Genomic DNA, 24,651 nt, shown 5'->3' with positions numbered 1-24,651 from the left:
GCCCGATCGTCGGGGCAATTCCCGACCGTCAGCCGGGGCGAGTCACGGCCCTCAGGCGGGGCCGGGTCTCGGCGGTCGGCCGGAGAGGGCGGCCGTCAGCCGGAGACGGGGGCGGCGACCGGTGTCCGGCCGGCCGTGGCGGCCCCGGCCGTGGCGGCCCCGGCCGTGGCGGCCCCGGTCGGGTGGAAGCGGAAGACGTTCTCCGGGTCGTGGCGGTCCTTGAGCCGGGCCAGCCGCCGGTGTTCGCCGGAGTCGTGCACACTGCGCGCCACCTCTTCGGCGTCCGGGCGGCCCCCGTGCCCGCCGAAGAGGAAGTTCACGCTCCGGCCGAGCCGCCAGGGCGCGACGGCCGCCAGCGTCTCGGCGTGCAGCGCCCGTACGGTCGCGAGGGCGGCATCGGCCTCGTCGCTGCCGGGCCCGTCGCTGCCGGCCCCGTCGCCCGCGGGGACCGCCAGCCCGGACAGCAGCCGCAGCGCATACCGGGCGTCCCGGTGGCCGACGGCGCCGGCCGAGGCGCCCCGTGTGGCCATCGCGCCCCCGAGATGGTTGAGCTGGACCACGCACATCGTCGGCGCGTCCGGCCCGGTCAGCCCCGCCACCCGGTGCAGCGCGGCCGCGTCCAGCCCGCTGAGCAGCGCGTTGTCGCCGTCGTAGGCATGCGGATCGCTCGGGTCGCGGTGAATGGTGTGCGACTCGGCATACGGCATCTCGCGCAGGTCGTCGCTCACCCGCGGCCCCACCGCCCGCAGCGGCGCCACCAGCCGCTCGCCCTCCGCGGCGCTGCCCGTGTAGGCGATCCGGATGTGCGCGAGATAGCGGCCGCGCAGCGACTCGGGCAACTGCGGGAGGTCCGGGTAATCGATCAGCGCGAGCGACGAGGTCAGCTCCTCCGGGACGGTCGCGGTCCAGTCCAGATACGCCGTCAGCACCGCCTCGATCTGCTCGCCGCCGAACATCAGCTGCCCGCCGTACAGCCGTGCCACCGGCATCAGCCCGAACTCCATCGCGGTCACCACCCCCAGGCCGTGGCCACCGCCGAGCAGCGCCCGGAACAGCTCGGGATCGGTATCCGCGGTGACGTGCCGCAGCCGGGCGTCGGCGGTGACGAGGTCGACGGACCGCACCTGGTCGGCGGCGAAGCCATACGTACGGGCCAGCACCCCGACGCCGCCCCCGAGGGTGTACGAGATGACGCCGACGCCCGGGGAGGAGCCGTTGAGCGGCGCGAGCCCGTACGGGGTCGCCGCCTCGACGACCTGTCCCCAGACGGCGCCCGCCTCGACCCGCGCGGTGCCGGCCGCCGCGTCCACCCGCACCCCGGACATCCGCCGGGTACTGATCAGCAGCCCGCCGTCGGTGGCCGCGGACAGCCCGTGCCCGGTGGCCTGGACGGCGACCGGCAGGCCCTGGGCGCGGGCGAAGCGCACCGCGGCGACGACGTCCCCGGCGCATTCCGCGCCGACGAGCACGGCCGGCCGGTGCCGGTACGCCCGCTGAAACCCGGACCGTTCGGCGTCGTAGCCGTCGTCGCCGGGGACGAGGACGGGGCCCCGGGACTCCCCTACCAGGGTGCGGACGGCGGCGGGGTCGAGTGCGGGGGCGGGGGCGGGGGCATGGGCGTAGGCGTGGGCGTGGTGCGTCCGTGCGGGGTCGTTGATCTCCATGCCGCGCACCCTGCCGCGATAACTTGACACCCGCCGTCATATATAACTTCGCCTGTGAAATCGGACCGGCTGCTCTCGATCCTGCTGCTCCTCCAGACCCGCGGCCGGGTGCCGGCCGGGGAGCTCGCCGAGCGGCTGGAGGTCTCCCCCCGGACCGTCTACCGCGATATCGAGTCGCTGTCGGCGGCCGGGGTGCCGGTCTATGCCGAACGCGGCCGGCACGGCGGGATCGCGCTGCTGCCCGGCTTCCGTACGGACGTCACGGGGATGACCACCGACGAGGCGCGCGCCCTGTTCATCCTGGCCGCGCAGGGCGCACACACCGCCCTCGGTCTGGACGAGGCGCTCGGCTCGGCGCTGCGCAAGGTGATGGCGGCGCTGCCCGCCCCGCACCGGCCGGCCGCGGAGCTGGCCGGCAGCCGCATCCTGGTCGACCCGGACAGGTGGATGAGCGGCCCGCGCCCCGCCGTCGACCTGGACGAACTCCACACCGCCGTCTTCACCGACCGGCGGCTGCGCATCCGGTACCGCCACAGCGGCGAGACCCGGCTGCGGACGTACACCGTCGACCCGTACGGGCTGGTGGCCAAGGCCGGAACCTGGTACCTCGTCGCGGACCGGCGCGGCAGGCCACAGCTCTTCCGCGCCGACCGGGTGGCCTCGGCGGCCCTCACCGACGCCCCCGTACGGCGCCGCGCCGGAGTCGACCTTGCCGGGGTCTGGCAGCAACTGCGGCGCCGGGTCGAGGACCGGCCCGCGGAGGTCAGGGTGACCGCCCGGATTCGCCGCGACCGGCTCGACCTCGCCGTACGGATCCTGGGCGGGGCGCTGACCGGGCCACCCCGTACGGGTGACGGCGAGAACTCCGGGGACGGCGAGGACGCCGGGGACGCCGGGGACGGCGAGGACGCCGGGGACGCCGGGGACGCCGGGGACGACCAAGACGCCGGGACCGAGAGGGGAACCCTCGCAGGGAACGACTGGGCCGTCATCGAGCTGGCCTACCCGGTCCTCGGCGCCGTCCGTCAACTGCTCCAGTTCGGCGACTCCCTCGAAGTGCTCGACCCGCCCGAGGCCCGCCGGGTGATGGCCGAGGCCGCGGCCGCCCTCACCGCCGTCTACGCGGACGACCGCCCCACCACCGGGTGACGCCCGTCCGGGCTCCGGAACCGTCCACCGTACGAACAACGGGCATCTCATCCGCTGGACGCGCAGCCGAACCCCGCAGCACGACGGATTAGGCTTCCCCCGTGGCTGATATCCAGATTCCCGCTGACATCAAGCCCGCCGACGGACGCTTCGGCGCGGGCCCCTCCAAGGTGCGTACGGAGGCGCTCGGCGCCCTCGCCGCCACCGGTAGCTCTCTTCTCGGCACGTCCCACCGCCAGGCCCCGGTCAAGAACCTGGTCGGCACGGTGCGCGACGGCGTACGCGACCTCTTCCAGCTCCCCGAGGGCTACGAGGTCGTGCTCGGCAACGGCGGCTCCACCGCGTTCTGGGACATCGCGACGCACGGCCTGATCGAGCGCAAGTCCCAGCACCTCAGCTTCGGTGAGTTCTCCTCGAAGTTCGCCAAGGCCGCCAAGCTGGCGCCGTGGCTGGACGAGCCCACCGTCCTCTCCGCCGACCCGGGCAGCCACCCGGACCCGGAGGCGGAGGCGGGCGTGGACGTCTACGGTTTCACCCACAACGAGACCTCCACCGGTGTCGCCGCCCCCATCAAGCGGGTCGCGGGCGCCGACGAGGGCGCGCTGGTCCTGGTCGACGCCACCTCCGGCGCCGGCGGCCTGCCCGTGGACATCGCCGAGACCGACGTCTACTACTTCGCCCCGCAGAAGTCGTTCGCCTCCGACGGCGGTCTGTGGCTGGCGGCCTTCTCCCCCGCCGCCCTGGAGCGCGCCCGCGCCATCCACGCGTCCGGCCGCCACATCCCGGAGTTCTTCTCGCTGCCCACGGCGATCGACAACTCCCTCAAGAACCAGACGTACAACACCCCGGCGCTGTCCACCCTCTTCCTGCTCAACGAGCAGCTGGAGTGGATCAACGGCCAGGGCGGCCTGGACTGGGCGGTCCGCCGCACCGCCACCTCCTCGCGCACCCTCTACGGCTGGGCCGAGGACTCCAAGTACGCCACCCCGTTCGTCACCGACCCGGCCAAGCGCTCGCAGGTCATCGGCACCATCGACTTCGATGACGACATCGACGCCACGGCCGTCGCCAAGGCCCTGCGCGCCAACGGCATCGTCGACACCGAGCCGTACCGCAAGCTCGGCCGCAACCAGCTGCGGATCGCGATGTTCCCGGCGATCGACCCGTCGGACGTCGAGGCCCTGACGGCCTGCATCGACCATGTGATCGGCAAGCTGTAACCGGCCGACGGCACCACGCACCACGCACCACGCATCATGCGCCACCACAGGCCCCGGCGGGCAGCCGCCGGGGCCTGTGCGCTGCCGCACCGGGGTGGCCCGAAAGACCGCCCCAGTAGCGTGAGTCACTGGATCGAGTCCCAGTATTCACGCAGCCACACGCCGTCCGGCGCGTCCCCGAGAGCCATTCCCGCGCTCCGGGCGTCCCGTACGACATCGAGCTCGCCCCAGCGCACCGGCCAGGCCAGACGCTGCTCCACCGTCCAGGCGAGAACCTCGTCCAACGACTCCCTCCCCCGGCCGTCCGGAGCGATCACCAGCCCCTCATCGAACACCGCGCACCATGTCCCGTCATCCGGCGCGAACTGCCTGCTCGCGAAAAACCAGTAGTTGCTGCCCAACGGCTTCGGGACCCGCGGTTGGTGGAGAAAAGTGAAGTCGCCGAGGATCTCGCCGGATCCGGCCCGGAGGAACCGCAGGGTGGTGGGGCTCATCGCGACCAGGACATCGTCGGCGCCCCACAGCAGCACACCGGTCTCGGGCGGGACGTCCGAGGTGCGCAGCCGCTGCGGCTCGTCCCCGTCCAGCGACCACACCTCCACCCGCCCGTCGGCCGTGAGCCAGGCTCCCGCGTCGCCGGACGGGGCCCAGGCCCAGGAATCGGCGTAGACCATGCCCTCTTCCACCGGTGTGACGTCGAGGCGGTAGCGGAACCGGTCCTCGTCATAGATGAGGACGCCTGGCTGTGTCCCGGCGGCGTTGCCCTCGCCCACCAGGGCCGCCAGCCGCGGCACCTCGCCCTGCATGCCCCATTGCAGCGCCGAAACGCCTTGGTGCCCGGCCCCCTTCCCGTTCGGCTTGCCGGTCACCGCGTCGAGGAAGCGCAGCCCCTGGTCGCAGTGCACCAGCAGCCGGTCATCCGGGCTCCACGCGGCGAGTTCGCCGATCCCGGCCAGCCAGCTCACCTGCCCGGACGAGACGTCGATGACGAAGGCCTCCGCGCGGCCCCTGTTCTCGCCCTGCGCCTGCAACCGGGTGCCGTCCCGTGACCAGCGGACCCAGCCGCCGGCCTGGAGCGTGACGTCGTCGGGCGCGGCCGTCTCCGCGGTCCGCAGATCCTCCCGGAGCCTGCCGGCCAGCAGGAACGGGTGCGCGGGCGGGGCGTCACGGGACGTCCAGTGCAGCTCGCCGCTGTCGAGGGGGACGATGCAGCCGCCCACCTCGCACGGAGTCCCGGAATTCACGAAGACCCGTCTCCCGTCGGGCGCCAACGCCCAGGACACCGGCCGGGGCGCGCCGTCCGTGACCAGGCACTTGGCGAGGGTGACCGAACCGAGGAAGGGGCTGAACGGGTCGAAGACACCGACGTGGTCGGTGTGGTACGCGAGGCCGATGCGTCGGCTGTCGGCCGACCACTGGATGCTGCGCTCGTAGCCGGGCCGGCCGACGCCGCCCTCGATACCGATGGCATTGACGCAGCGTCCGGTGGCCGTTTCCCAGATCTGCAGGGTGCCGCCGTAGTCGTCGCCGATCAAGGTGCCGGTGGCCAGGTAGCGGCCGCAGGGGCTGAGGGCGTAATCGTTGATCTCTGCCTGGTGGCCGTACGGATGGCGAAGCTCCGTGCCCTCCCTCTTGCGGACCTCTCGCGTGGCGGCGCGGTGCTCCTCGGTGATGCCCTGCTCGCGCTCCAGCTTCAGCAGCCGCGTCCGCAGGGCCAGCAGCTCCGAAACCGCCCCGGCCCGAGGCGCGCCGCGGTCGGAGGCGTCCTCGTCGGCGAGCAGGGCCCGTAGCGCCGTGTCGTCGAATATCGGGAGGTTGCGCCTCCGTGCCTCCCGGAGCTTTCCCCCCTCGTTGTAGTGGAGGCTGTCCACGAACACCAGATCCGTCCGGCTGGTCACCGAACCCCTCACCCGGGCACCCAGCTCCTCCAGCCGCCGCTGCGCCTCGTCCTGGCGCAAGCCGTAGAAGCGGCCGATGAGCACGATCGACTTCCCTCGTACGTCCATGCCGCAGACCGTAGCCACAGCCACTGACAACGGCCTTCACCCGGCATCCGACAGCCGTCCCGGAGAGCGGAGTTGATGCGCGGGGGGCGGACGGCTCCCCGGGAGGTGGCTCGCGGTCTCCTCGACGGCGGGACCCTGCCCGTGGGGCCTCTCGGGTGACCTTCGGCGGCTTCCTCACCGGCATCGCCCGCACCGAGCTCGACTCCGCCCTCGCCGAGAAGAGGACCGGCGTCAGCAACGCGGACTTCTGGCAGTCCCAGGAGCCGGTGCTGTCCAAGGTGATGCCGAGCGGCCGCTACCCCGCCCTCGCCGCCCTGGACGAGGACTCGTTCGCCGGTGACGGCACCTCTGTCTTCGAGCTGGGCCCGACCGCGCTCCTGGACGGCATCGCGGCGCTGATCGCCGCCCGCACCGCCCGAACGGACGCACCATGAGGTGACGAAACAGGCCGGATATGCCTGTATGGGAGCCATGACCAACCCCCCGAGCCCCGGCCTCGCCCCCTTCGAGCGGCAAGGGACGATCGTGCTGACCACGTACAAGCGGGACGGCACCGGCGTCGGCACGCCGGTCAATATCGCCGTCGACGGTGACCACGCCTACATCCGTACGTACGGCAGCGCCTGGAAGGCCAAGCGGATGCGGAACTTCCCCGAGGTGGAGATCTGCGCCTCCACCTGGCGGGGCCGCCCCACCGGGACCACCGTCCCGGCGCGGGTGCGGCTGCTGGACCCGCAGACCCGGGAGTACCGGCGGGCCGAGCGTTCCCTGACCCGGAAGTACCCCCTGATCCACGGCCTGTTCGTGCCGCTGGTGCACCGGCTGAAGAAGGAGCGGACCCTGCATTACGAGCTGCGGCTGACCGGGGGCGAAGCGGACGGGGAGCGACCGGCGGAGGGGACCGGGCTCGGGACATAGCCCCGGCCGCGCCTCGCGGCCACCGCCCCACCGCCCTACCGCCGCCGCAGCAGCCTGCGCAGCCCGACGACCAGCGCCGTGGCCACCGCGAGGACCATCGCCCCCTTGATGAAGCCGGGGTCCAGGTCCGTCCCCTGGCTCCCCTTCCCGCCCTGGCCGTTGGCGCCGTCGCCGTTCGCCGGGTCGTCCTTCGCCGAGTCCGGCAGTTGCGCGTCGCTCAGGCCGACCGGTTCGACCTCGCTGTCGCTGCCCTCCGAGCCGTACATCAGGGTGCGGCCGTCGGGGGTGAAGCTGACCGATTCGCCCTGCTGTTGGACCGGTACGCCCACACTGCCGAGGTCCTTGGGACGGCCGTCCTGCCAGCGGTAGATCCGGGCGCCGAAGTAGCTGCGCAGCACCAGACGGCTGCCGTCGGGGGAGAACGCGCCGTCGGTCACCCACAGATCGATGGGCGCGACCTTGCGGAAGACATTGGTACCGGAGGTGGTGAGCCGCTGCGGGCCCGCGTAGAGGGCGCCACCGCCGTCCTGCTTCTTGCTGGCGATATAGACTCGGCCGGTCTTGGGGTGCACCATCAGCGCTTCGGCGTCCCGCGGCCCGTCCGCGTACTTCACATCGAACTGAGTCGCCGTCACCGTCGCGTCGCGCAGCTTCTTCGGTTCGGGGAAGCGGTAGATCCAGACGTGGTTCCACGTCCCGCCGAGGTTGTCGCCGATGTCGCCGACGTAGATGTTGCCGTCCGGGCCGATCGAGATGGCCTCGACATCGCGCGGCTTGCCGATGCCGCGCAGGGTGATCCTGGCGACCGTACGGCCGGAGCGGCCGTCGACGGCGTAGACGTACGGGCCGTCGTCGCTGTCGTTGTGGGTCCAGTAGATCCCGGGGTGCGCCCGGCTGGCGGCCAGGCCGCTGGACTCGGTGATCCGGGGATCGCCGATGGTGAAGCCGTCGGGCTCGTCGGCGGCGGCGGGCGCCACGGCCGCCGACCACAGGATTCCCGCGGCACCGGCCGCGCACAGAAGCGAACGCATGGGCACAGACTGCCATCCCGGGCCACCGGACGTGGGCGCAAGTCACCGGCCTCCTCGCCGCCGCCCGCACCGCGCCGGCCCCGGCCGCACCGCGCCGGGGAGCGGGGCGTGTCCAGCGTCACGTACCGAGCAGTAGGGGAACTCGGTCATCATGGCCGGATGAGGATCATGTTCGTCGGTGACTCGATGACCATTGGAAGCACCGGCGATTTCACCTGGCGCTACCGGATGTGGCAGCACCTGAACGCGACGTCCGACGGCCCGTACCGCATCGTCGGACCACGCCACACGCTCCACGACCCGGCCACCGGCGCCCCCACCTCCACCGCCTACGCCGACCCCCACTTCCCCGAGGAGGCCCGCCGCCACCTCGCCGGCTGGGGCGAGGGCTGGCTGCACATGGCGCCGCTGATCGGTGACATGGTGCGCCGGTACGACGCCGACACCCTGCTGGTCTCGCTCGGCCTGATCGACCTCGGCTTCTATACGAACGCCGAGCAGACCGCGGAGAACGTGCGGGAGTTCGTGGCGCAGGCACGGGCCGCGGCGCCGCACCTGAGGGCGGTGCTGATGCCGGTGATACCCAACGTGCGGGCGACGGCGGACACCGCATTCGGCGCGGAGTGCGAGCGCTTCAACGAGCTGCTGGCCAAGGCCGTCGCCGACCTCTCCACCCCCGGCTCGCCGTTGCTGCTGGCCTCCGAGCCGGACGGCTGGGAGATCGATCGCGCCACCTACGACGGGACACATCCCTCGGAGTGGGGGGAGCAACTGCTCGCGGGGGCGTTCGCCGGGGCGATGCATCAGGCGTGGGGGATCGGGGCGGCGTACGGGGTGCTGTCGGCTCACTGAGGCAGCGCACCTCCCGTGGAGCGCCCGGCCCGGTCCGGGAACCACGAAGAGTCCGCCCGCCACCCCTCACGGTCCTTGCTTCGAGTGCTCTCGAAGGCGTTGGCTGGACCACCATGAAGTACACGCAGCTCGGACGCACCGGACTCAAGGTCAGCCGACTCGTCCTCGGGACGATGAACTTCGGGCCTCAGACGAACGAGGCCGACAGTCACACCATCATGGACGCGGCGCAGGGCGCGGGCGTCAACTTCTTCGACACCGCCAATGTCTACGGATTCGGCGCCGACAAGGGCCGTACCGAGGAGATCGTCGGCAGTTGGTTCGCCAAGGGCGGCGGCCGGCGGGACAAGACCGTGCTGGGCACCAAGGGCTACGCCAACATGGCGCCGGAGGGCGACAAGGTCTGGCCCAACCACGACAAGCTCTCCGCGGTCAACATCCGGCGCTCGGTGGAGGCCAGCCTCAAGCGGCTGGGCACCGACTACATCGACCTCTACCAGTTCCACCACGTCGACCGGGACACCCCCTGGGACGAGATCTGGCAGGCCGTCGACGTCCTCGTCCAGCAGGGAAAGATCCTCTACGCCGGCTCGTCCAACCACGCGGGCTGGCACATCGCCCGCGCCAACGAGACGGCCGCCCGCCGCGGTTCGCTGGGCCTGGTCAGCGAGCAGTGCCTCTACAACCTCGCCGAGCGGCGTGCCGAGATGGAGGTCATCCCGGCCGCCCAGGGCTACGGCCTGGGCGTCATCCCGTGGTCGCCGCTGCACGGCGGGCTGCTGGGCGGGGCCCTGCGCAAGGAGCGCGAGGGCGGCGCGGGCCGCTCGGTCGTCGGCCGCTCGGCCGATGCCCTCGCCAACTCCGCGATCCGTGCCCGGATCGAAGCCTATGAGGACCTGCTCGACAAGCAAGGCCTGGAGCCCGGCGAGGTCGCCCTGGCCTGGCTCCTGACCCGTCCCGGCGTCACCGGCCCGATCGTCGGCCCCCGCACGACGGACCAGCTCGCCTCCGCGCTGCGCGCCGTCGAACTGACCCTCCCGGACGATCTCCTCGCCTCGCTCGACGAGATCTTCCCCGGCCCCGGCCCGAGCCCGGAGGCCTTCGCCTGGTGAGCGGGACGCGCGCCCGGCGGCCGGTCAGGCCGGCTGCCGGGCGCGCGGCAGCGGCCGCGGCATCGCTCAGTGCAGCGCCGCCGCCACGACCACGACGATGAGCAGGACGGCGAGCAGGCCGGACATGATCCGGTTACGGGTTTTGGGGTCCACCCCTTGAGCGTAACCGGGACGGGGCCGCGCGTTTCAGCGGCCCGTGGACCGCCCGGCCCCGGGGCCCGTGGACTGCCCGGCCCGGGGCCGGGCTGCCGTTCAGCGGCACAGGGGCCAGGACCCCACCGTTTCGTAGCGGGGCTGCTTGCCCGCCACACCGGGGACGGGCGGATGGCTGCGCACCAGGGCCAGGGCCTCGACCGTCCAAGGGGCACCGGCGAAATCCTTCAGGGCGGCCGCGTACGGGCGCAGGTCCAGACCCGGGACGCGGTTCCGGGCGAGGGTGAGGTGGGGGGTGTACGGGCGGCGCTCCTCCTCCATGGCCACGCCGGCCCGGCGGCCCGCTGCCGACGCCGCGCCCGCGAGCGTGCGCATGGCGGGCCGGTCGCCGTCGGCCCCGGCCCACACCACCCGGTCCGAGAAGCGGCCGCCGCCGGCGATCCGCAGCGGGTAGGAATCGCGGCGACCGGCGGCGCGACCCAGGCGTTCCCGCAGGTCGGGGACGATCTCCTCGGGCACCTCACCGTAGAAGGCAAGGGTGAAGTGCCAGCTGTCCCGACCGGTCCACCGCAGCCGGCCGGCGTCCGGCAGCTCCTTCAACTGCGCTGCCTCGGCGGCCAGTTCCTCGATCGCGGGAGCGGGCGGCAGGACGGCGGCGAAGAGTCTCATGCGGTCAGTGTGGCGCAGGGCTCGCACCGTCCGACGGATCGGCCCGGAAGCGTGCCGCACGGGCGGGCAGGCCGCACGGGCCGCACGGGCCGGGCGGGCCGGGCAAGCCGCACGGGCCGGGCAAGCCGCACGGGCCGGGCAGGCCGCGCGGGTCGGGGGGGCGACCCGGCGGGGGCCCGGCCCTGCGCCACCGCACCCCCGGGCCCTGCCCCACCGCTCCCCCACCCCCTACGCCACCGGAGCCAAGCCCTTCTCCGCGGAGGCAGCGGCAGAGGCGGCGGAGACCCTGGGCACAAACGCGAGGTGCTGTCGGCCCCGGCGCAGATCGATCTTCAGGCGCAGGCCGCCCACCCTGGCGAGGATCAGGCCGATGACGGCCGCGGACACCATGGAGACCAGGCCGCCGGCCAGGAAACCGATCCGGGGGCCGAAGGCGTCGGTGATCCAGCCGACCAACGGTGCGCCCAGCGGGGTGCCGCCCACGAAGACCATCATGAACAGGCTCATCACCCGGCCGCGCATCAGCGGATCGGTGGCCATCTGGATACTCGAATTGGCGGTGACGTTGATCGTCAGGCCGACCATGCCGATCGGGGCGAGGAGCGCCGCGAAGACCCAGAACGACGGGGCGAGCGCGGCGGCGATCTCCAGTGCGCCGAAGAAGATCGCCGCCCCGACGAGCAGCCGCAGCCGGGAGCCGGCGCGGCGGGCGGCGAGCAGTGCGCCGATCAGTGAGCCCGCCGCCATCAGCCCGTTGAACAGCGAGTAGGTGCCGGCGCCCTGGTGGTAGACGTGGTAGACGAACGCGGTCAGCCAGATCGGGAAGTTGAAGCCGAAGGTCCCGATGAAGCCGACCAGGACGATGGGCCAGATCAGGTCGGGACGCCCCGACACATACCGCAGCCCCTCCCGCAGCTGGCCCTTGCTGCGCGGGACCCGGTCGACCTTGTGGAGTTCGGCGGTCCGCATCATCAGCAGGCCGGCGAGCGGGGCGATGAACGAGAGGCCGTTGAGCAGGAAGGCCCAGCCGCTGCCGAAGGCGGTGATCAGGACACCGGCGACGGCAGGACCGATCAGCCGCGCGGACTGGAAGTTGGCGGAGTTCAGGCTGACGGCGTTGCGCAGCTCGTCCTGGCCGACCATCTCGGAGACGAAGGCCTGCCGGGACGGGTTGTCGAGGACGGTGACCAGGCCGAGGACGAAGGCGACCAGGTAGACGTGCCAGACCTGCACCTGGCCGCTCAGCGTGAGCACGGCGAGGGCGAGGCCGGTCAGGCCCATCGCAGACTGGGTGAACAGGAGCAGCTTGCGCTTGGCGAAGCGGTCGGCGATGACGCCGCCGTAGAGCCCGAAGAGCAGCATCGGCAGGAACTGCAGCGCGGTGGTGATGCCGACCGCGCCGGATGAGCCGGTGAGGCTGAGCACCAGCCAGTCCTGGGCGATGCGCTGCATCCAGGTGCCCGTGTTGGACACCATCTGGCCGGTGGCGAAGAGGCGGTAGTTACGTATGCGGAGCGAGCTGAACGTGCCCTTGCGCGGTGTGGCGGCGGGGCCTGTGGCGACGTCCGGGGCGGGGCCCGGAAGGGTCGCGGTCGCGTCGTCGGAAACCGTGTCGTGTGGGGAGTTCGGTGCGGGGGCGGAGTGTGCTCCGGATCCCGTACTCAAAGTGGGTTCGCCTCCTCGGCCTCGGGTGTCTACAGCTGTGCGAGCTTCTCCAGCACGGGCGCGGCGGCCCGCACCTTCGCCCACTCGTCCTCGTCCAGCCCGGAGGCCAGCTCGGCGAGCCAGGCGTTGCGCCTACGGCGGCTCTCCTCGAGCATCGCCTCGGCCTGTTCGGTCTGGGTGACGACCTTCTGGCGGCGGTCGTCGGGGTGCGGTTCGAGCCGGACCAGCCCCTTGGCCTCCAGCATGGCCACGATGCGGGTCATCGACGGCGGCTGCACATGTTCCTTGCGGGCCAGTTCGCCGGGGGTGGCGCTGCCGCAGCGGAAGAGGGTGCCGAGCACCGACATCTCGGTCGGGCTCAGCGATTCGTCGACCCGCTGGTGCTTGAGTCGGCGCGACAGGCGCATCACGGCGGACCGCAGAGCGTTCACCGCGGCCGCGTCGTCTGGGGGCGCCTCCCGGCCGTCAGGCTGGGGGCGGGACTGTTCCGGCATGGTCTTTAGCGTAACTCATTACCCTTTCTAAAGAAAGCCAAGGGATGCCGCCCGTCGGACCTCACCCATATGGGTGAGGGCGCGGCCGAAAGCGACACACCTGGCCGCGTACGGACGGGACCGTGTCCGTATGGGATCGCAAGTGCTCAGCCTGCGCGTGGACGAGGAACTGCTGGACCGCATACGGCAGCACGCCGCAAAACGCGGAATGAGCGTCCGGGACTATGTGGTCCGGACGCTCATTCGCGAGGATTTCGACGAGCGCTTCCAGTCGTCTCTCGACGAGACGGAGAAGCTGGGGGAGAAGCTGGGGGCGCGCCGGCCCGCTACTTGACCCCGAGCGCCTGCTCGATCGGGTCGAGCAGGAAGTAGACCAGGAAGCAGAGGCCGACCACGTTCAGCAGCCAGGGGATCTCCTTGACGCGGCCGGTCGCCGTGCGCAGCAGGATGAAGGCCAGGACGCCGATGCCGATGCCGTTGGTGATGCTGTAGGTGAACGGCATCGAGACCATCGTCAGGAACGCGGGGATGCCGATGGTGAAGTCGCCCCAGTCGATGTCCCGGACGTTCGAGGCCATGATCAGGAAGCCGACGACCAGCAGGGCGGGCGTCGCGGCCTGCGAGGGGACGACGGTCGCCACCGGCGTGAAGACCAGCGCGAGCAGGAAGAGGCCACCGGTCATCAGGTTCGCGAGACCGGTGCGGGCGCCCTCGCCGACACCCGCCGTGGACTCCACGAAGCAGGTGTTGGCGGAGGCGGAGCCGAAGCCGCCGCCCGCGACCGCGATGCCGTCGACCATGAGGATCCGGCCCATGTTCGGCAGCTGGCCGGTCTCGTTGTTCAGCAGACCGGCCTCCTCGCCGACGCCGATGATGGTGCCCATCGCGTCGAAGAAGCCGGAGAGCAGCACGGTGAAGACGAACAGGCAGCCGGTCAGCACACCGACTTCCTTGAAGCCGCCGAAGAGACTGATCTGACCGATCAGACCGAAGTCCGGGGTGCCGATGACCTTGTCCGGCACGTTGGGGACCGCCAGGCCCCAGGCCGCGTCCGGGATCTGCACCAGCGCATTGATGACGATCGCGACCACGGCCATGGTGACCATGCCGATCAGGATCGCGCCCCTGACCTTCCGCACGACCAGCACGAACATCAGCACCAGGCCGAGGACGAAGACCAGCACCGGCCAGCCCTTGAGCTGGCCGCCCTGCCCCAGGCTCATCGGCACGGTGGTGTGCGCGGCGTCCGGGTTACGCGTGACGAAGCCGGCGTCGACCAGACCGATCAGCGAGATGAACAGGCCGATACCGATGGCGATGGCCCGCCGCAGCCCGTTGGGGATCGCGTCCATCACCCGCTGCCGCAGGCCCGAGGCGACCAGGACCATCAGCACCAGACCGGCGAGCACGACCATGCCCATCGCATCCGGCCAGCTCATCTTGGGGGCGAGCTGCAGGGACACCACGGCGTTGATGCCCAGGCCCGCGGCGATGGCGATCGGGACATTGCCGACGACGCCCATCAGCACGGTGCTCAGACCGGCCATCAGCGCGGTGGCGGTGACCAGCTGGGCATTGTCGAGATGATGGCCGAACTTATCGACTCCGGAGCCGAGAATGATCGGATTCAGCACGATGATGTAGGCCATCGCGAAGAACGTCGCCAGGCCGCCGCGGAGCTCACGACCGACCGTCGACCCCCGCTCGGAAATCTTGAAGAAGCGGTCGAAGCCGTTCTTGGGGGGCTTGGGGCCGGGGTCTTTGAGGGTGTCGACCGGCGTGGTGGCCGAGGGGGGCATGCGGGGACCTCAGTCGGACGGGCCTGGGCAGGCGTGGGGGCCCGGGGGCCCGGAACACGTACAGAAACACGTACAGAAACAGGAAACAACCGGAGCAGGTTGGATGAATAGACGAACTAAACCAGCCGTATCCAGAAAGGTTCAGTATGAATAAACAATGCGCTGATCGCTATCTCCGCGCGTAGACCCTTGTGGCGCAAGGACCGGGCAGGTCACCCACCGGGTTTCCGGCCCGGCCCACCGCCGCCCGCGGCGCCCGCACCCCCTCCCCGTAAGCTGGCCACCATGTGGAAGAAGTCCGAACTGCGCGAGGCCCCGGCGCCTCTTGAGGGCCCCGTCGTCGGCACGATCACCGGCGGCACCATCATCTGGTTCGTGCTCTTCCTCGGCCAGCTCCCCTTCTACGGCTGGTTCGCCGACCACGGCCACAGCTGGTGGGTGTGGACCTGCCTGGCCGGCGCCGGCCTCGGACTGGTGGGCATCTGGTACGTACGGGCCCGGGACACCGCGATCAAGCGCGCCGCCGCGACGGCCGGCCCGCCCGCCGACCAGCTCTGAGGGCACACCACCCCGCCCCACCCGGCCAGCGGGTGATTTGCCCCTTCCGCCCGTAACGTCGAGGGCATGACGGAGCGGGCCAGCGCCGAACCCGAGCACTCCGGACCGGGCCGCGAGCCGGCCCGGCGGACCGCTCAGGAACCGGTCAACCCCGGCCTGACCGCCACCGAGGTCGCGGAGCGGGTCGCCCGGGGCGAGGTCAACGACGTCCCCGTACGGTCCTCCCGCTCGGCCGCCGAGATCGTCCGCGCCAACGTCTTCACCCGCTTCAACGCGATCATCGGCGTGCTCTTCGTGATCATCCTGATCGTCGGCCCGATCCAGGACGGCCTGTTCGGCTTCGTCATCGTCGCCAACACCGGCATCGGCATCGTCCAGGAACTGCGCGCCAAGAAGACCCTGGACAGCCTGGCGGTCATCGGCGAGGCGCGGCCGACCGTCCGGCGCGCCGGGGCCGCCGCCGAGATCCCCACCTCCGAAGTGGTCCTCGGCGACGTCATCGAACTCGGGCCCGGCGACAAGGTCATCGTCGACGGCGAGGTGCTGGAGTCCGACGGCCTGGAGATCGACGAATCCCTGCTGACCGGCGAGGCCGACCCGGTCCTCAAGAAGCCCCGTGACCCGACGATGTCCGGCAGCTTCGTCGTCGCGGGCAGCGGCGCCTTCACCGCCACCAAGGTCGGCCGGCAGGCGTATGCGGCCCAGCTCGCCGAGGAGGCCAGCCGTTTCACCCTGGTCCACTCCGAACTGCGCAGCGGCATCAGCCGGATCCTCAAGTACGTGACCTGGATGATGATCCCGACCGCGATCGGCCTCGTCCTCAGCCATCTGCTCACCCTCGGCCTGCCGGGCGACGAGGCCATCCGCCGGATGGTCGCCGGCATCGTGCCGATGATCCCCGAGGGCCTGGTACTGCTCACCTCGGTCGCCTTCGCGATCGGTGTCATCCGGCTCGGCCGTAAGAAGTGCCTGGTCCAGGAGCTGCCCGCCATCGAGGGGCTGGCCCGGGTCGACGTGGTGTGCCTGGACAAGACCGGCACGCTGACCGAGGGCGGGATGGACGTCAACGGGCTGCGGTCCCTCGACGGCGACGAGACGCACATCGAGCAGGTGCTGGGCGCACTGGGGGAATGCGATCCACGGCCCAATGCCTCCCTCCAGGCGATCATCGAGGCGTATCCGGCGGACGACGCCTGGCGCTGCACCCGGGCGCTGCCGTTCTCCTCCGCCCGCAAATACAGCGGCACCGCCCTCAACGGCCCGGACGGCGAGAGCAGCACCTGGCTGCTCGGCGCCCCGGACGTCCTGCTGCCGCCCGGCGACCACCGCCTCACCGAGATCGACGGCCTCAACGCCCAGGGCCTGCGGGTACTCCTGCTGGCCCGCACCGAACGGGAGCTGGACGACCCCGAGGTCACCCGCGGCCTGCGACCCACCGCGCTGGTGATCCTGGAGCAGCGGCTGCGCCCGGACGCCTCCGACACCCTGGGCTACTTCGCGGGGCAGGACGTCGCGGCCAAGGTGATCTCCGGCGACAACGCGGTGTCGGTGGGCGCGGTGGCCGGCAAACTGGAGCTGCCGGGCGCGGGCGACCCGGTGGACGCGCGCGAACTGCCCGGCGACCGCGACGCCATGGCGGCCGCGGTCGAAAAGGCCGCGGTCTTCGGCCGGGTCACCCCACAGCAGAAGCGGGAGTTGGTCGCGGCCCTCCAGTTGCGCGGTCACACCGTCGCGATGACCGGCGACGGCGTCAATGACGTACTCGCCCTCAAGGACGCCGACATCGGCGTCGCCATGGGCTCCGGCTCCGAGGCCACCCGCGCCGTCGCCCAGATCGTCCTGCTCGACAACAGCTTCGCCACGCTCCCCTCGGTCGTCGCCGAGGGCCGCCGGGTCATCGGCAACATCACCCGTGTCGCCACCCTCTTCCTCACCAAAACCGTCTACTCCGTCCTGCTGGCGATCCTGGTGGCCTGCTGCCAGATCCCCTACCCGTACCTGCCGCGGCATCTGACCCTGCTCTCCACCCTGACCATCGGCATCCCCGCGTTCTTCCTCGCCCTGGCCCCCAACAAGGAGCGCGCCAGGCCGCACTTCGTCCGCCGGGTGATGCGCTACGCCGTGCCCTCGGGCCTGATCACGGGCCTCGCCGCCTTCACCACCTACCTGCTCGCCCGCGGCTACTACACCGGCCCGGCCGCCCTGCCCGCCGAGACCAGCGCGGCCACCCTGACGCTCTTCCTCGCCGCGATGTGGGTACTGGCGATCATCGCCCGCCCCTACACCTGGTGGCGGATCGCCCTGATCCTGGCGATGGGCCTGGCCTTCCTCGCCGTACTCGCCACCCCCTGGCTGCAGACGTTCTTCGACCTGCGCCTGGTCGGGACGACGATGCCGTGGACGGCCGTCGCCATCGCGGTGGTGGCGGCGGTGCTGCTGGAGATCACCTGGCGCTGGGTGGGCCGGCGCTTCCCGGCCTGACGAACGGCCCGGTGGGGCGGTCCGGCCCCCGGGAGACCGGGCCGCCCCACCGGCCCGCCGGCGAACCGGGGCACCGAACAGGCCCGTCGACCGCGGCCGCCCCTGCATCCCGCCGACCGCCCGGCCTCCCGACCGCCCGGCCTCCCCTAGAGTCCATGTCCATGACATTTCACCCGGGCTCCCGCGCCGTCGAACTACTGGCCCGCTCGCACCACTCCAGCCACTCCATCAGCCACTACACCAGCCATTACGGCAGTCACTACGGCACCCACTCCCCCGGCGTCTCGTTCGGCGGCGCGTGGTGGATGATCCCGCTCGGCACCGTGCTCGGGGTCGCCTGGGTGTTCGTGAAGCGGCGGTTCCGGTCCGGCTGAGCGAGCGCCGCGGGGGCCTCGCCCGCGGCCGGCGCGAGGGGCGGCGGAGAACCTGCCCCACCGCTTCCCCCTGCGCCGGAACAGGCCGAAACAAGCCCACCGCGCTGTTCACCCGGCATACGGTGCAATGCCGTGCACCTACTCAGAACGGAGCGTCCGATGCAGGGAAGGACCGTGCTGGTCACCGGAGCCACCCGAGGAATCGGCCTGGCCGTCAGCCACCGGCTCGCCGCCGAGGGCGCCCAGGTGCTGGGCATTGCCCGCGCTGCCCCGACGACGGATTTCCCCGGTCTGCTCACGCCCTGCGATCTGGCCGACGAGGAGCAGACCCGACAGGTGATGCAGACGCTGGCGCGGGACCACCAGGTGCACGCAGTGGTCAACAACGTCGGCATCGCACTGCCCGAACCGCTGAGCGAGGTCAGCACCACGAACCTGCAGACGGTCTTCGACCTGAACGTGCGTGCCGCGGTGCAGGTCGCCCAGGCATTCGTCGGCGGCATGCGGGAGCAGGGCCGGGGCCGGATCATCAACGTGGCGAGCCGGGCCGTCTTCGGCGCACGCGACCGCAGCAGCTACTCCGCTGCGAAGAGCGCCCTGGTGGGCCTGACCCGGACCTGGGCACTGGAACTGGCCGAACACGCGGTCACCGTCAACGCGGTCGCCCCGGGCCCGGTCGACACCGAGCTGTTCCGCCGGACCCGCCCGGTCGGAAGCGATGCGGAGGCCCGGGTACTGCAGACCATCCCCCTGCGCAGGCTGGGCCGCCCCGAGGAGATCGCCGCCGCCATCTGCTTCCTCCTCGGCGACGACGCGGGTTTCATCACCGGACAGACCCTGTGCGTGGACGGCGGCGGCAGCATCCCGGGCCGCTGACGGCAGAACCGCCCGGCTCCCGGCCGGCCGTCGCCACAGCCGGCCTGAGGAGGCACGTGCGCCGCCCCGCTCCGCGGGCGGCGCGACGGGCCGAAGAGAACCTGCCCGGCCGATACCCCGGTCGCTGCCGCCGTACTACGCTCCAGCCCCATGACACTCCACGGGGACCTGGCCCACAAGGTGCTGGCGAGCTCGCATCGCCACTACCACCACACCGGCAGCCACTACGGCGGCACCGGCGACGGCACCTTCGACTGGTGGGTGTGGCCCCTCCTCGCCCTCTCCGCGATCGTCGTCATCTGGAGCCTGGTCAAGCGCTTCCGCTCGAACTGACGCCGCGGTCCGCGCCGTGACGTCGCCCCGGCGCGGGTGAGGGTGTGGCGTCGGACCTCTCGCCGGGCCTTGCTAGTGGACCTCGTACGAGGCCAGGTCCGCCGGGTCCTCCGTCGCGAGCGCCACATACCCGTCGGGCCGTACGAGAAAGAGTCCCCGGTCCCCGTACGCCTTGTGTGCGTGCCCGTCCACGTCGATGACGTCGGCCTGCTCGCCGGGGCGGCCGACCCGGACCCGCTGGTAGCGCTCGGAGGCCGGGGCGTCGGTCCCGCCGAAGGCGAGGAGCGTGGCATGCGGGCCGCGGAAGAGGTCGAAGAGACGGATGGGCCCACAGGGGGCGTCGGGGGCGCGGTCTCCGGCGCGCAGTGCGTCGTCGGCCAGGCCCTCGCGGCACTCGCGGGTCAGGGGGCTCTCCCGGTAGCCGAGGCCCAGTTGGAAGGTCTCGACGCCGCGCCGGGAGAAGCCGCGGTCGGTGTCCACGCGGTCCTGCTCGAAGACCTGGGTGGTGAGGGCGAGCACCTGCTGCGCGACCGGCCGCCGCTCGGCCTCGTAGGTGTCGAGGAGCGCATCGGACGCACCGCGCAGCGCGGCGCCGAGCTTCCAGCCGAGGTTGTACGCGTCCTGGATGCTGGTGTTGAGGCCCTGGCCGCCCGTAGGAGAGTGAATGTGCGCGGCATCGCCCGCGAGCAGGACGCGGCCGACGCGGAAGCGGTCGGCGGCCCCGGCCTTGATGCGCAGCACCGAGGACCACCCCACCTCGTGCACCCGCACGTCCTCGTGGCCGGTGCGCTCCACGAGCAGCCGCTGGACCGCCTCGGGAGTGGCGTCGGGCGTGAAGTCCGGGCCCGCGCCGCCGAAGTGGGCGAGCAACTGGAAGAGGTCCGCCCCTTCGAGCGGGCGGAGCGCGACGCGCCCGCCCGGTGCGGTGGGCCACACGTGCCAGTGCGCGCGGTCGAATCCGTCGATGAGGACGTCCGCGATCAGCGTCGGGTCGGTGACGATATCGGTGACGGGGAAGCCCACCCCGAGGGCCTTGCGGACCGTGCTGCGTCCGCCATCGGCCGCGACCAGATAGCCGGCCCGTACGGCCGACTCGGTGCCGTCAGGACCGCGCAGCCGCGCCGTCACCCCGTCCGCGTCCTGCTCGAAGCCGGTCAGCTCGCAGTCGAACTCGATGCTTCCGCCCAGCTCTTCGAGGCGCGCCCGGAGGATCTCGACGGTGCGCCACTGCGGGAGCATCCACAGCTCGCCGTACGGGACGTGGGGCGAGGGCTCGGAGCGCTCGACCGTGTCCCACTCGGCGACACGTGTGGTGCCGTCCCAGCTCTGCAGGCGCTGGACGGGGCCGCCTGCCGCCCGTATCGCGTCGATGACGCCCAGGTCGTCGAAGACCTCCAGGCTGCGCGGCTGGAGGCCGGAGCCGCGTGAGCCGGGAAAGCTCCGGCTCTCCCTCTCCACGACGCGGCAGGCGATCCCGCGCCGGGCGAGGTCGCAGGCGAGCACGAGGCCGGTGGGCCCGGCTCCGGCGATCAGAACTTCGGTGGTGGCGATTGCGGGCAGGCTCATCACGTGTTCCTTGACGTCGTCAAGCCGCCCCCCGGCACAGGAGGGGCGGCCCGCCTCACAGCGAGGCATGGCGATACGTCATATACGAGGCGCCCGAGGGGCACGAAACGGACCGACCCGCAACACGCAATGCCCCTGGGCAGCGCCCTTGCCGCCCTCGGTCAGTCGAACCACCGCGCCCGCGCCAGTTCCTCCCCCCGGTCCGGGTCTTCCAGGAGGGCGGCGACCTCGAAGCGGCGGGGCCACTGGCCGGCCGCCCAGGCCAGGCCCGCGGCCACGCCCTCCAGGGTCGCGGCGTGCACGGTGCCGTCCGGCGTCCGGCGCCAGTCCAGCTCGGTGGGGCCACCGGGGCCGTCGACGAGCAACTCCTCGTGCTCCACGTACGCCTCGGGGGTGGCGGCGCCGAGCAGCACGCGGACGGCCTCCGGCACCTCGTGGCGTACGCCCTCGGAGCGGACCTCGGCGGCGACCGCCTCGCTCAGCCGGCGGACCTGCAGCAGCTCCGCCAGTTCGGCGGCGCGGGCCGGGCGCACCGGCAGCAACGCGCGGCCGGATGCCAGCGGCACCAGATCCGGTGCGTCGGCGACCACCGCATCCGCCGCGTCCACCACCCGCACCTCCTCGTCGAGCACGACCCGCAGCTCGTCGGGCAGCGTCACCTGATCGGGGTCCAGGTCCGCCAGCAGGCCGTAGATCGCATGGAGTGGGGCGGCACCGACGGGCAGCTCCGGGTCCGCGAGGCGGGTCAACAGCTCCGCCGCACCGCCCGGCTCGTCCAGGAGGGCGGCGACGGACGTGCGTACGCCGAGGGCCCGCAGCACCTGCGCATCGACCTCGCCCGCGTCCGCGGACTCGTACAGCCCGGCCAGCAGCGGATCGCCGCCCGCCGAGCGCAGACCGGCCGGCCGGCGGCCGTCGAGCACCGGGTGCCCGCGCAGCCACCAGGCGGTGTACGGGCGCACGGATTCGGTGGTGCCGTCGGGGAGCAGTACCCGCACCGGTGCGGTCAGGGCGTCGCGCAGGGGCGGGCGGGAGAGCATGGCCAGCACCTGAGGCCAGGCGTCGTCGTCGACCAGATCGAGGTCGCGCACCGCGACCAGTTCGGTCACGACCGGCGGTACGGGGGTCTCCGGCAGCGCATCGAGGATGTCCTCGCACCAGACGTCCACCGCGTCCAGCAGGCCGACGTCGTCCGGCTCGGCGAAGTCCCCTTCCCGGGGCTCCAGTTCGTCCGGGTCGAGTACGACATCGGTGGCCCGGACGAGCGCGAAGTCGGCCATGACGCCCACGGCCGTCAGCGGCTGCTCCCCCCAGCGGTCGGTCAAATCGCCCTCACAGGCCGCGAGTTCACCCTCCCGGATGACCCGCTCGAAGGCGCTGCCCGGGTACACCAGCTCACCCGCGGGCGCCAGTTCGCCGTCCTCGTCGGGCAGGGCGAGCGCCCCGAGCCAGGGCTCGTCGCCCGGTGCGAGGTTGGCGTCCCGGACCAGCCCGAGCACCGTCTCCGCCAGTTCGTCGGCGCCCAGCGGGGCTCCCGGCCCGCCCTCGATCTCGTCGGCGAAGACGTCGTAGGCGTCCTCGTCCGCGTCCAGCGAGTTCGCCACGGCCGCGCGCACCTGGGGCGTGGTCAGTACGGCGCGCGGCGCGGCCGGGGTGGCGCCCAGCTTCTCCAGCAGCGGGTGCACCGCCTCGGGGTGGGCCACCTTCAGCCCGAGCCGGGCGAGCGTACGGTGCCGGGCCGCGGCGTCCTCGTCATGGCCGCCGGGCAGCGGCAGCAGCACCTGGCGCGGCCCGATCGTGGTCCGTACACCGCTGCCGCCGCCGGGCCCCTGGCCCGCGGTGCCCGCCAGCGGCACCGGCAGCCCGCTGAGCCGGTCCGGGTCGGTGCCGGCCAGCGCGTCATAGAGCCGCCACCACCAGCCGGGCGCGCGTTCGACGCCGGCCAGCCGGTCCACCATCTCGCCGAGCCCCACCCGGGCCACGCCCAGCGCCCGCAGCTCCGGACGGCGTTCGAGGCCGGCCGGCAGCAGGCTCGGGAACAGTTCGGCCAGGACCGAGACCGTCGCCGCGCCCGCGCCCTCCACCAGCTCGGCGTCCACCGGGCGCAGGACGAAGCGGTCCACCCCGCCGTCGTCCTCGTCCCACTCGCCCGCGGCCGGCGCCTCCGGCTCGGCGGGCCGGCCACCGGGCGCACCCGCGCTCGGCAGGAACCGCACCCGCGGCAGCAGTTCCAGCACCTGCCGGCGCAGCTCACCGTCCAGGCCGCCCTTGCCCAGCGGCCCGGGCACCAGGTCGAGGGTGCCGACGGACACCGGCTGCCAGTCGCCCAGCAGCGTCGCATAGGCCGCGGCCGCCCGCTCCACCAGGAAGTCCGTCAGCGGGCCCGGCGCGACATGCCGCCGGGTCGGCTCCAGCGGGAACGAGGCGATCAGCAGCGCGGGCAGCCCCAGCGGCTCGTCCGTCGGCGTCGGCGCATGCACCACCGCCGCCGTTCCCGGCTGCGCCGGTGCGCCCTCGCCGTCCGCCGGCACCGCCCAGGTCACCGACCAGGCCGGCCGCAGCCGCTCCTCGACCGGCCGGTCCGCCAGCAGCGCCGGATCCAGCGGACCGCCGTCGCTCGCCACCCGCCAGCGGGTGGCGCCGCGCTCACTGTCCTCGATCAGGACGTAGGGGCCGTCCTGGCTCCGCCGCAACTCCCGTACGTGCTCGGGCGTCTCGATCACGACCTCGGACAGCCCCGGCAGGGTCAGCAACAGCGCCGCATCGATCCCGTCCAGCAGCCGCTCGGCGAGATCCTGCGCCGCGACGTCCCGCAGCGGCAGCACGACGGCGGTGTCGTACCCCTCGGGCGCCCCGCCCTCCGCGGGCAGCGGCAGCCGCAACAGCGGTACATGACCGTCGCGCCGGCGCAACTCACCGCCCAGACCGGGGCTGTGCGCCGCGACCTCCTCCGCCATCACCCGCGCCTCGGCCAGCGACCAGCGCACACCGCCGGTACGGCCCACCAGCGCCGGCTCATCGCTCACGGACAGCACCGCGGCAAAGCCCACACCGAACCGGCCGACCGCACCGGCCGACACACTGGCCTCCCGCTTCGCGGACGCCCGCAGCGTCGACAGCGACTCGACGCCGGTGGCGTCCAGCGGGGCGCCGGTGTTGGAGGCGACGAGTACGGCGGGCGCGTCGCCGTTCGCCGCGTGCAGGGTCAGCCGCAGCCGGCCGGGGACGCCGGCCCGGGCCGCCGCATCGGCCGCGTTCTGCGCCAGTTCCACGGCGAGCCGGTCGCGGTAGCCGCCGAGCGCCAGGTCCTCCTCGGCGTTGGCATCCTCCCGGAACCGGGCCGGCGAGGTGGCCCAGGCATCCAGCACGCCACGCCGCAATCGGGCCGTCCCGAACGGGTCTCCGGCTGCGCCTCGCACCAACGACGTAGCTGTCACTGTCCGTCTCCCTAAGCGTGTGTCGGTGGCCCGACGGTATCGCCCCACGATTGCCTGTGCGGCGCCGTGCCTGTCCCGCCTTCGGCGGGAGGGGTCCCCGCCTTCGGCGGGAGGGGGTATTTGGGGTGGGCCCCGGGTTTGTGGTGGGTGGCGGGTTCGGGGCCTCCGGGGTGGGTTGTGGGCCCCACTCCGGTGGGGAAGCAGGAAAAAACCAAAGACCCCAAGCATCGGCTACGCCACGACGCGGTCGAGCTTCTGGCTTTTAAGAACTTCACCCCCACCGGGCGGGGGTCG

21 protein-coding genes are annotated in these 24,651 nt (G+C 72.4%); 12 read left to right on the top strand and 9 right to left on the bottom strand.

The window, feature by feature from the left end:
- Positions 1-95: 95 nt before the first annotated feature.
- Positions 96-1,664, bottom strand: a complete 1,569-nt coding sequence (locus ACF088_RS21460; protein ID WP_392377355.1) for an FAD-binding oxidoreductase — start codon at positions 1,662-1,664, stop codon at positions 96-98.
- 54 nt (positions 1,665-1,718) lie between these two features.
- On the opposite strand from ACF088_RS21460, the gene ACF088_RS21455 reads away from it, so the two are divergent.
- Positions 1,719-2,813, top strand: coding sequence for a helix-turn-helix transcriptional regulator (locus tag ACF088_RS21455; RefSeq protein WP_392377354.1), 1,095 nt, complete (start codon positions 1,719-1,721; stop codon positions 2,811-2,813).
- 101 nt (positions 2,814-2,914) lie between these two features.
- Entirely contained in the window at positions 2,915-4,033 is a 1,119-nt protein-coding gene (gene serC / locus ACF088_RS21450; RefSeq protein WP_392377353.1) for a phosphoserine transaminase, read from the top strand.
- Positions 4,034-4,158: 125 nt separating this feature from the next.
- Here serC and ACF088_RS21445 read toward each other — a convergent pair whose 3' ends face one another.
- Positions 4,159-6,039 (bottom strand): BRCT domain-containing protein, encoded by a 1,881-nt coding sequence (locus ACF088_RS21445; protein ID WP_392377352.1) that lies wholly within the window; start codon positions 6,037-6,039, stop codon positions 4,159-4,161.
- Positions 6,040-6,194: 155 nt separating this feature from the next.
- Here ACF088_RS21445 and ACF088_RS21440 point away from each other — a divergent pair, with 155 nt between their 5' ends.
- Complete coding sequence (locus tag ACF088_RS21440; RefSeq protein WP_392377351.1) at positions 6,195-6,473, top strand: TetR/AcrR family transcriptional regulator C-terminal domain-containing protein; 279 nt, start codon at positions 6,195-6,197, stop codon at positions 6,471-6,473.
- Positions 6,474-6,510: 37 nt separating this feature from the next.
- Complete coding sequence (locus tag ACF088_RS21435; protein WP_392377350.1) at positions 6,511-6,957, top strand: PPOX class F420-dependent oxidoreductase; 447 nt, start codon at positions 6,511-6,513, stop codon at positions 6,955-6,957.
- Positions 6,958-6,992: 35 nt separating this feature from the next.
- Here the strand turns inward: ACF088_RS21435 and ACF088_RS21430 are convergent, their stop codons facing one another.
- Entirely contained in the window at positions 6,993-7,988 is a 996-nt protein-coding gene (locus tag ACF088_RS21430; protein WP_392377349.1) for a hypothetical protein, read from the bottom strand.
- 168 nt (positions 7,989-8,156) lie between these two features.
- Between ACF088_RS21430 and ACF088_RS21425 the strand changes: the two genes are divergently transcribed.
- Positions 8,157-8,840, top strand: coding sequence for a GDSL-type esterase/lipase family protein (locus ACF088_RS21425; protein ID WP_392377390.1), 684 nt, complete (start codon positions 8,157-8,159; stop codon positions 8,838-8,840).
- 113 nt (positions 8,841-8,953) lie between these two features.
- Entirely contained in the window at positions 8,954-9,952 is a 999-nt protein-coding gene (locus tag ACF088_RS21420) for an aldo/keto reductase (RefSeq protein ID WP_392377348.1), read from the top strand.
- Between the two features lie 252 nt (positions 9,953-10,204).
- Here the strand turns inward: ACF088_RS21420 and thpR are convergent, their stop codons facing one another.
- The 3 genes from thpR to ACF088_RS21405 form a co-directional block, all read right to left on the bottom strand.
- Positions 10,205-10,774, bottom strand: coding sequence for an RNA 2',3'-cyclic phosphodiesterase (gene thpR, locus ACF088_RS21415; RefSeq protein ID WP_392377347.1), 570 nt, complete (start codon positions 10,772-10,774; stop codon positions 10,205-10,207).
- Positions 10,775-11,002: 228 nt separating this feature from the next.
- The gene (locus ACF088_RS21410; protein WP_392377346.1) at positions 11,003-12,439 is read right to left on the bottom strand and encodes an MFS transporter; all 1,437 of its coding nucleotides are present in this window, start codon (positions 12,437-12,439) and stop codon (positions 11,003-11,005) included.
- A gap of 29 nt (positions 12,440-12,468) precedes the next feature.
- On the bottom strand, positions 12,469-12,933 hold the full coding sequence (locus tag ACF088_RS21405) for a MarR family winged helix-turn-helix transcriptional regulator (RefSeq protein WP_392377345.1): 465 nt from the start codon (positions 12,931-12,933) through the stop codon (positions 12,469-12,471).
- A 130-nt stretch (positions 12,934-13,063) separates the two neighbouring features.
- On the opposite strand from ACF088_RS21405, the gene ACF088_RS21400 reads away from it, so the two are divergent.
- Positions 13,064-13,267, top strand: coding sequence for a ribbon-helix-helix protein, CopG family (locus tag ACF088_RS21400; RefSeq protein ID WP_392377344.1), 204 nt, complete (start codon positions 13,064-13,066; stop codon positions 13,265-13,267).
- On the opposite strand, the gene ACF088_RS21395 is transcribed toward ACF088_RS21400, so the two are convergent.
- Positions 13,260-14,732: an NCS2 family permease gene (locus ACF088_RS21395; protein WP_392377343.1), complete on the bottom strand. Its 1,473-nt coding sequence runs from the start codon at positions 14,730-14,732 to the stop codon at positions 13,260-13,262. The two genes, ACF088_RS21400 and ACF088_RS21395, sit on opposite strands and share 8 nt — an antisense overlap.
- Positions 14,733-15,017: 285 nt before the next feature.
- Here ACF088_RS21395 and ACF088_RS21390 point away from each other — a divergent pair, with 285 nt between their 5' ends.
- The 5 genes from ACF088_RS21390 to ACF088_RS21370 all read left to right on the top strand — a co-directional run bounded on the left by ACF088_RS21390 (position 15,018) and on the right by ACF088_RS21370 (position 19,354).
- Positions 15,018-15,290 (top strand): DUF2530 domain-containing protein, encoded by a 273-nt coding sequence (locus ACF088_RS21390; RefSeq protein ID WP_392377342.1) that lies wholly within the window; start codon positions 15,018-15,020, stop codon positions 15,288-15,290.
- A gap of 66 nt (positions 15,291-15,356) precedes the next feature.
- Complete coding sequence (locus tag ACF088_RS21385; protein WP_392377341.1) at positions 15,357-17,771, top strand: HAD-IC family P-type ATPase; 2,415 nt, start codon at positions 15,357-15,359, stop codon at positions 17,769-17,771.
- A gap of 161 nt (positions 17,772-17,932) precedes the next feature.
- Entirely contained in the window at positions 17,933-18,145 is a 213-nt protein-coding gene (locus ACF088_RS21380) for a hypothetical protein (RefSeq protein ID WP_392377340.1), read from the top strand.
- A gap of 159 nt (positions 18,146-18,304) precedes the next feature.
- Complete coding sequence (locus ACF088_RS21375; protein ID WP_392377339.1) at positions 18,305-19,021, top strand: SDR family oxidoreductase; 717 nt, start codon at positions 18,305-18,307, stop codon at positions 19,019-19,021.
- Positions 19,022-19,171: 150 nt separating this feature from the next.
- Entirely contained in the window at positions 19,172-19,354 is a 183-nt protein-coding gene (locus tag ACF088_RS21370; protein ID WP_392377338.1) for a hypothetical protein, read from the top strand.
- A gap of 72 nt (positions 19,355-19,426) precedes the next feature.
- Here ACF088_RS21370 and ACF088_RS21365 read toward each other — a convergent pair whose 3' ends face one another.
- Positions 19,427-20,920: an FAD-dependent monooxygenase gene (locus ACF088_RS21365; protein WP_392377337.1), complete on the bottom strand. Its 1,494-nt coding sequence runs from the start codon at positions 20,918-20,920 to the stop codon at positions 19,427-19,429.
- 161 nt (positions 20,921-21,081) lie between these two features.
- A complete protein-coding gene (locus tag ACF088_RS21360) occupies positions 21,082-24,357 on the bottom strand; it encodes a sacsin N-terminal ATP-binding-like domain-containing protein (RefSeq protein WP_392377336.1) in 3,276 nt (1,091 codons plus the stop codon).
- Positions 24,358-24,651 lie beyond the last annotated feature (294 nt).

The sequence above is a fragment of the Streptomyces sp. NPDC015125 genome (genome assembly GCF_043080045.1).
Lineage (GTDB): Bacteria > Actinomycetota > Actinomycetes > Streptomycetales > Streptomycetaceae > Streptomyces.
Note: the sequence above shows the minus strand (reverse complement) of the source record. Positions and strands in the feature narration are given on the sequence as shown.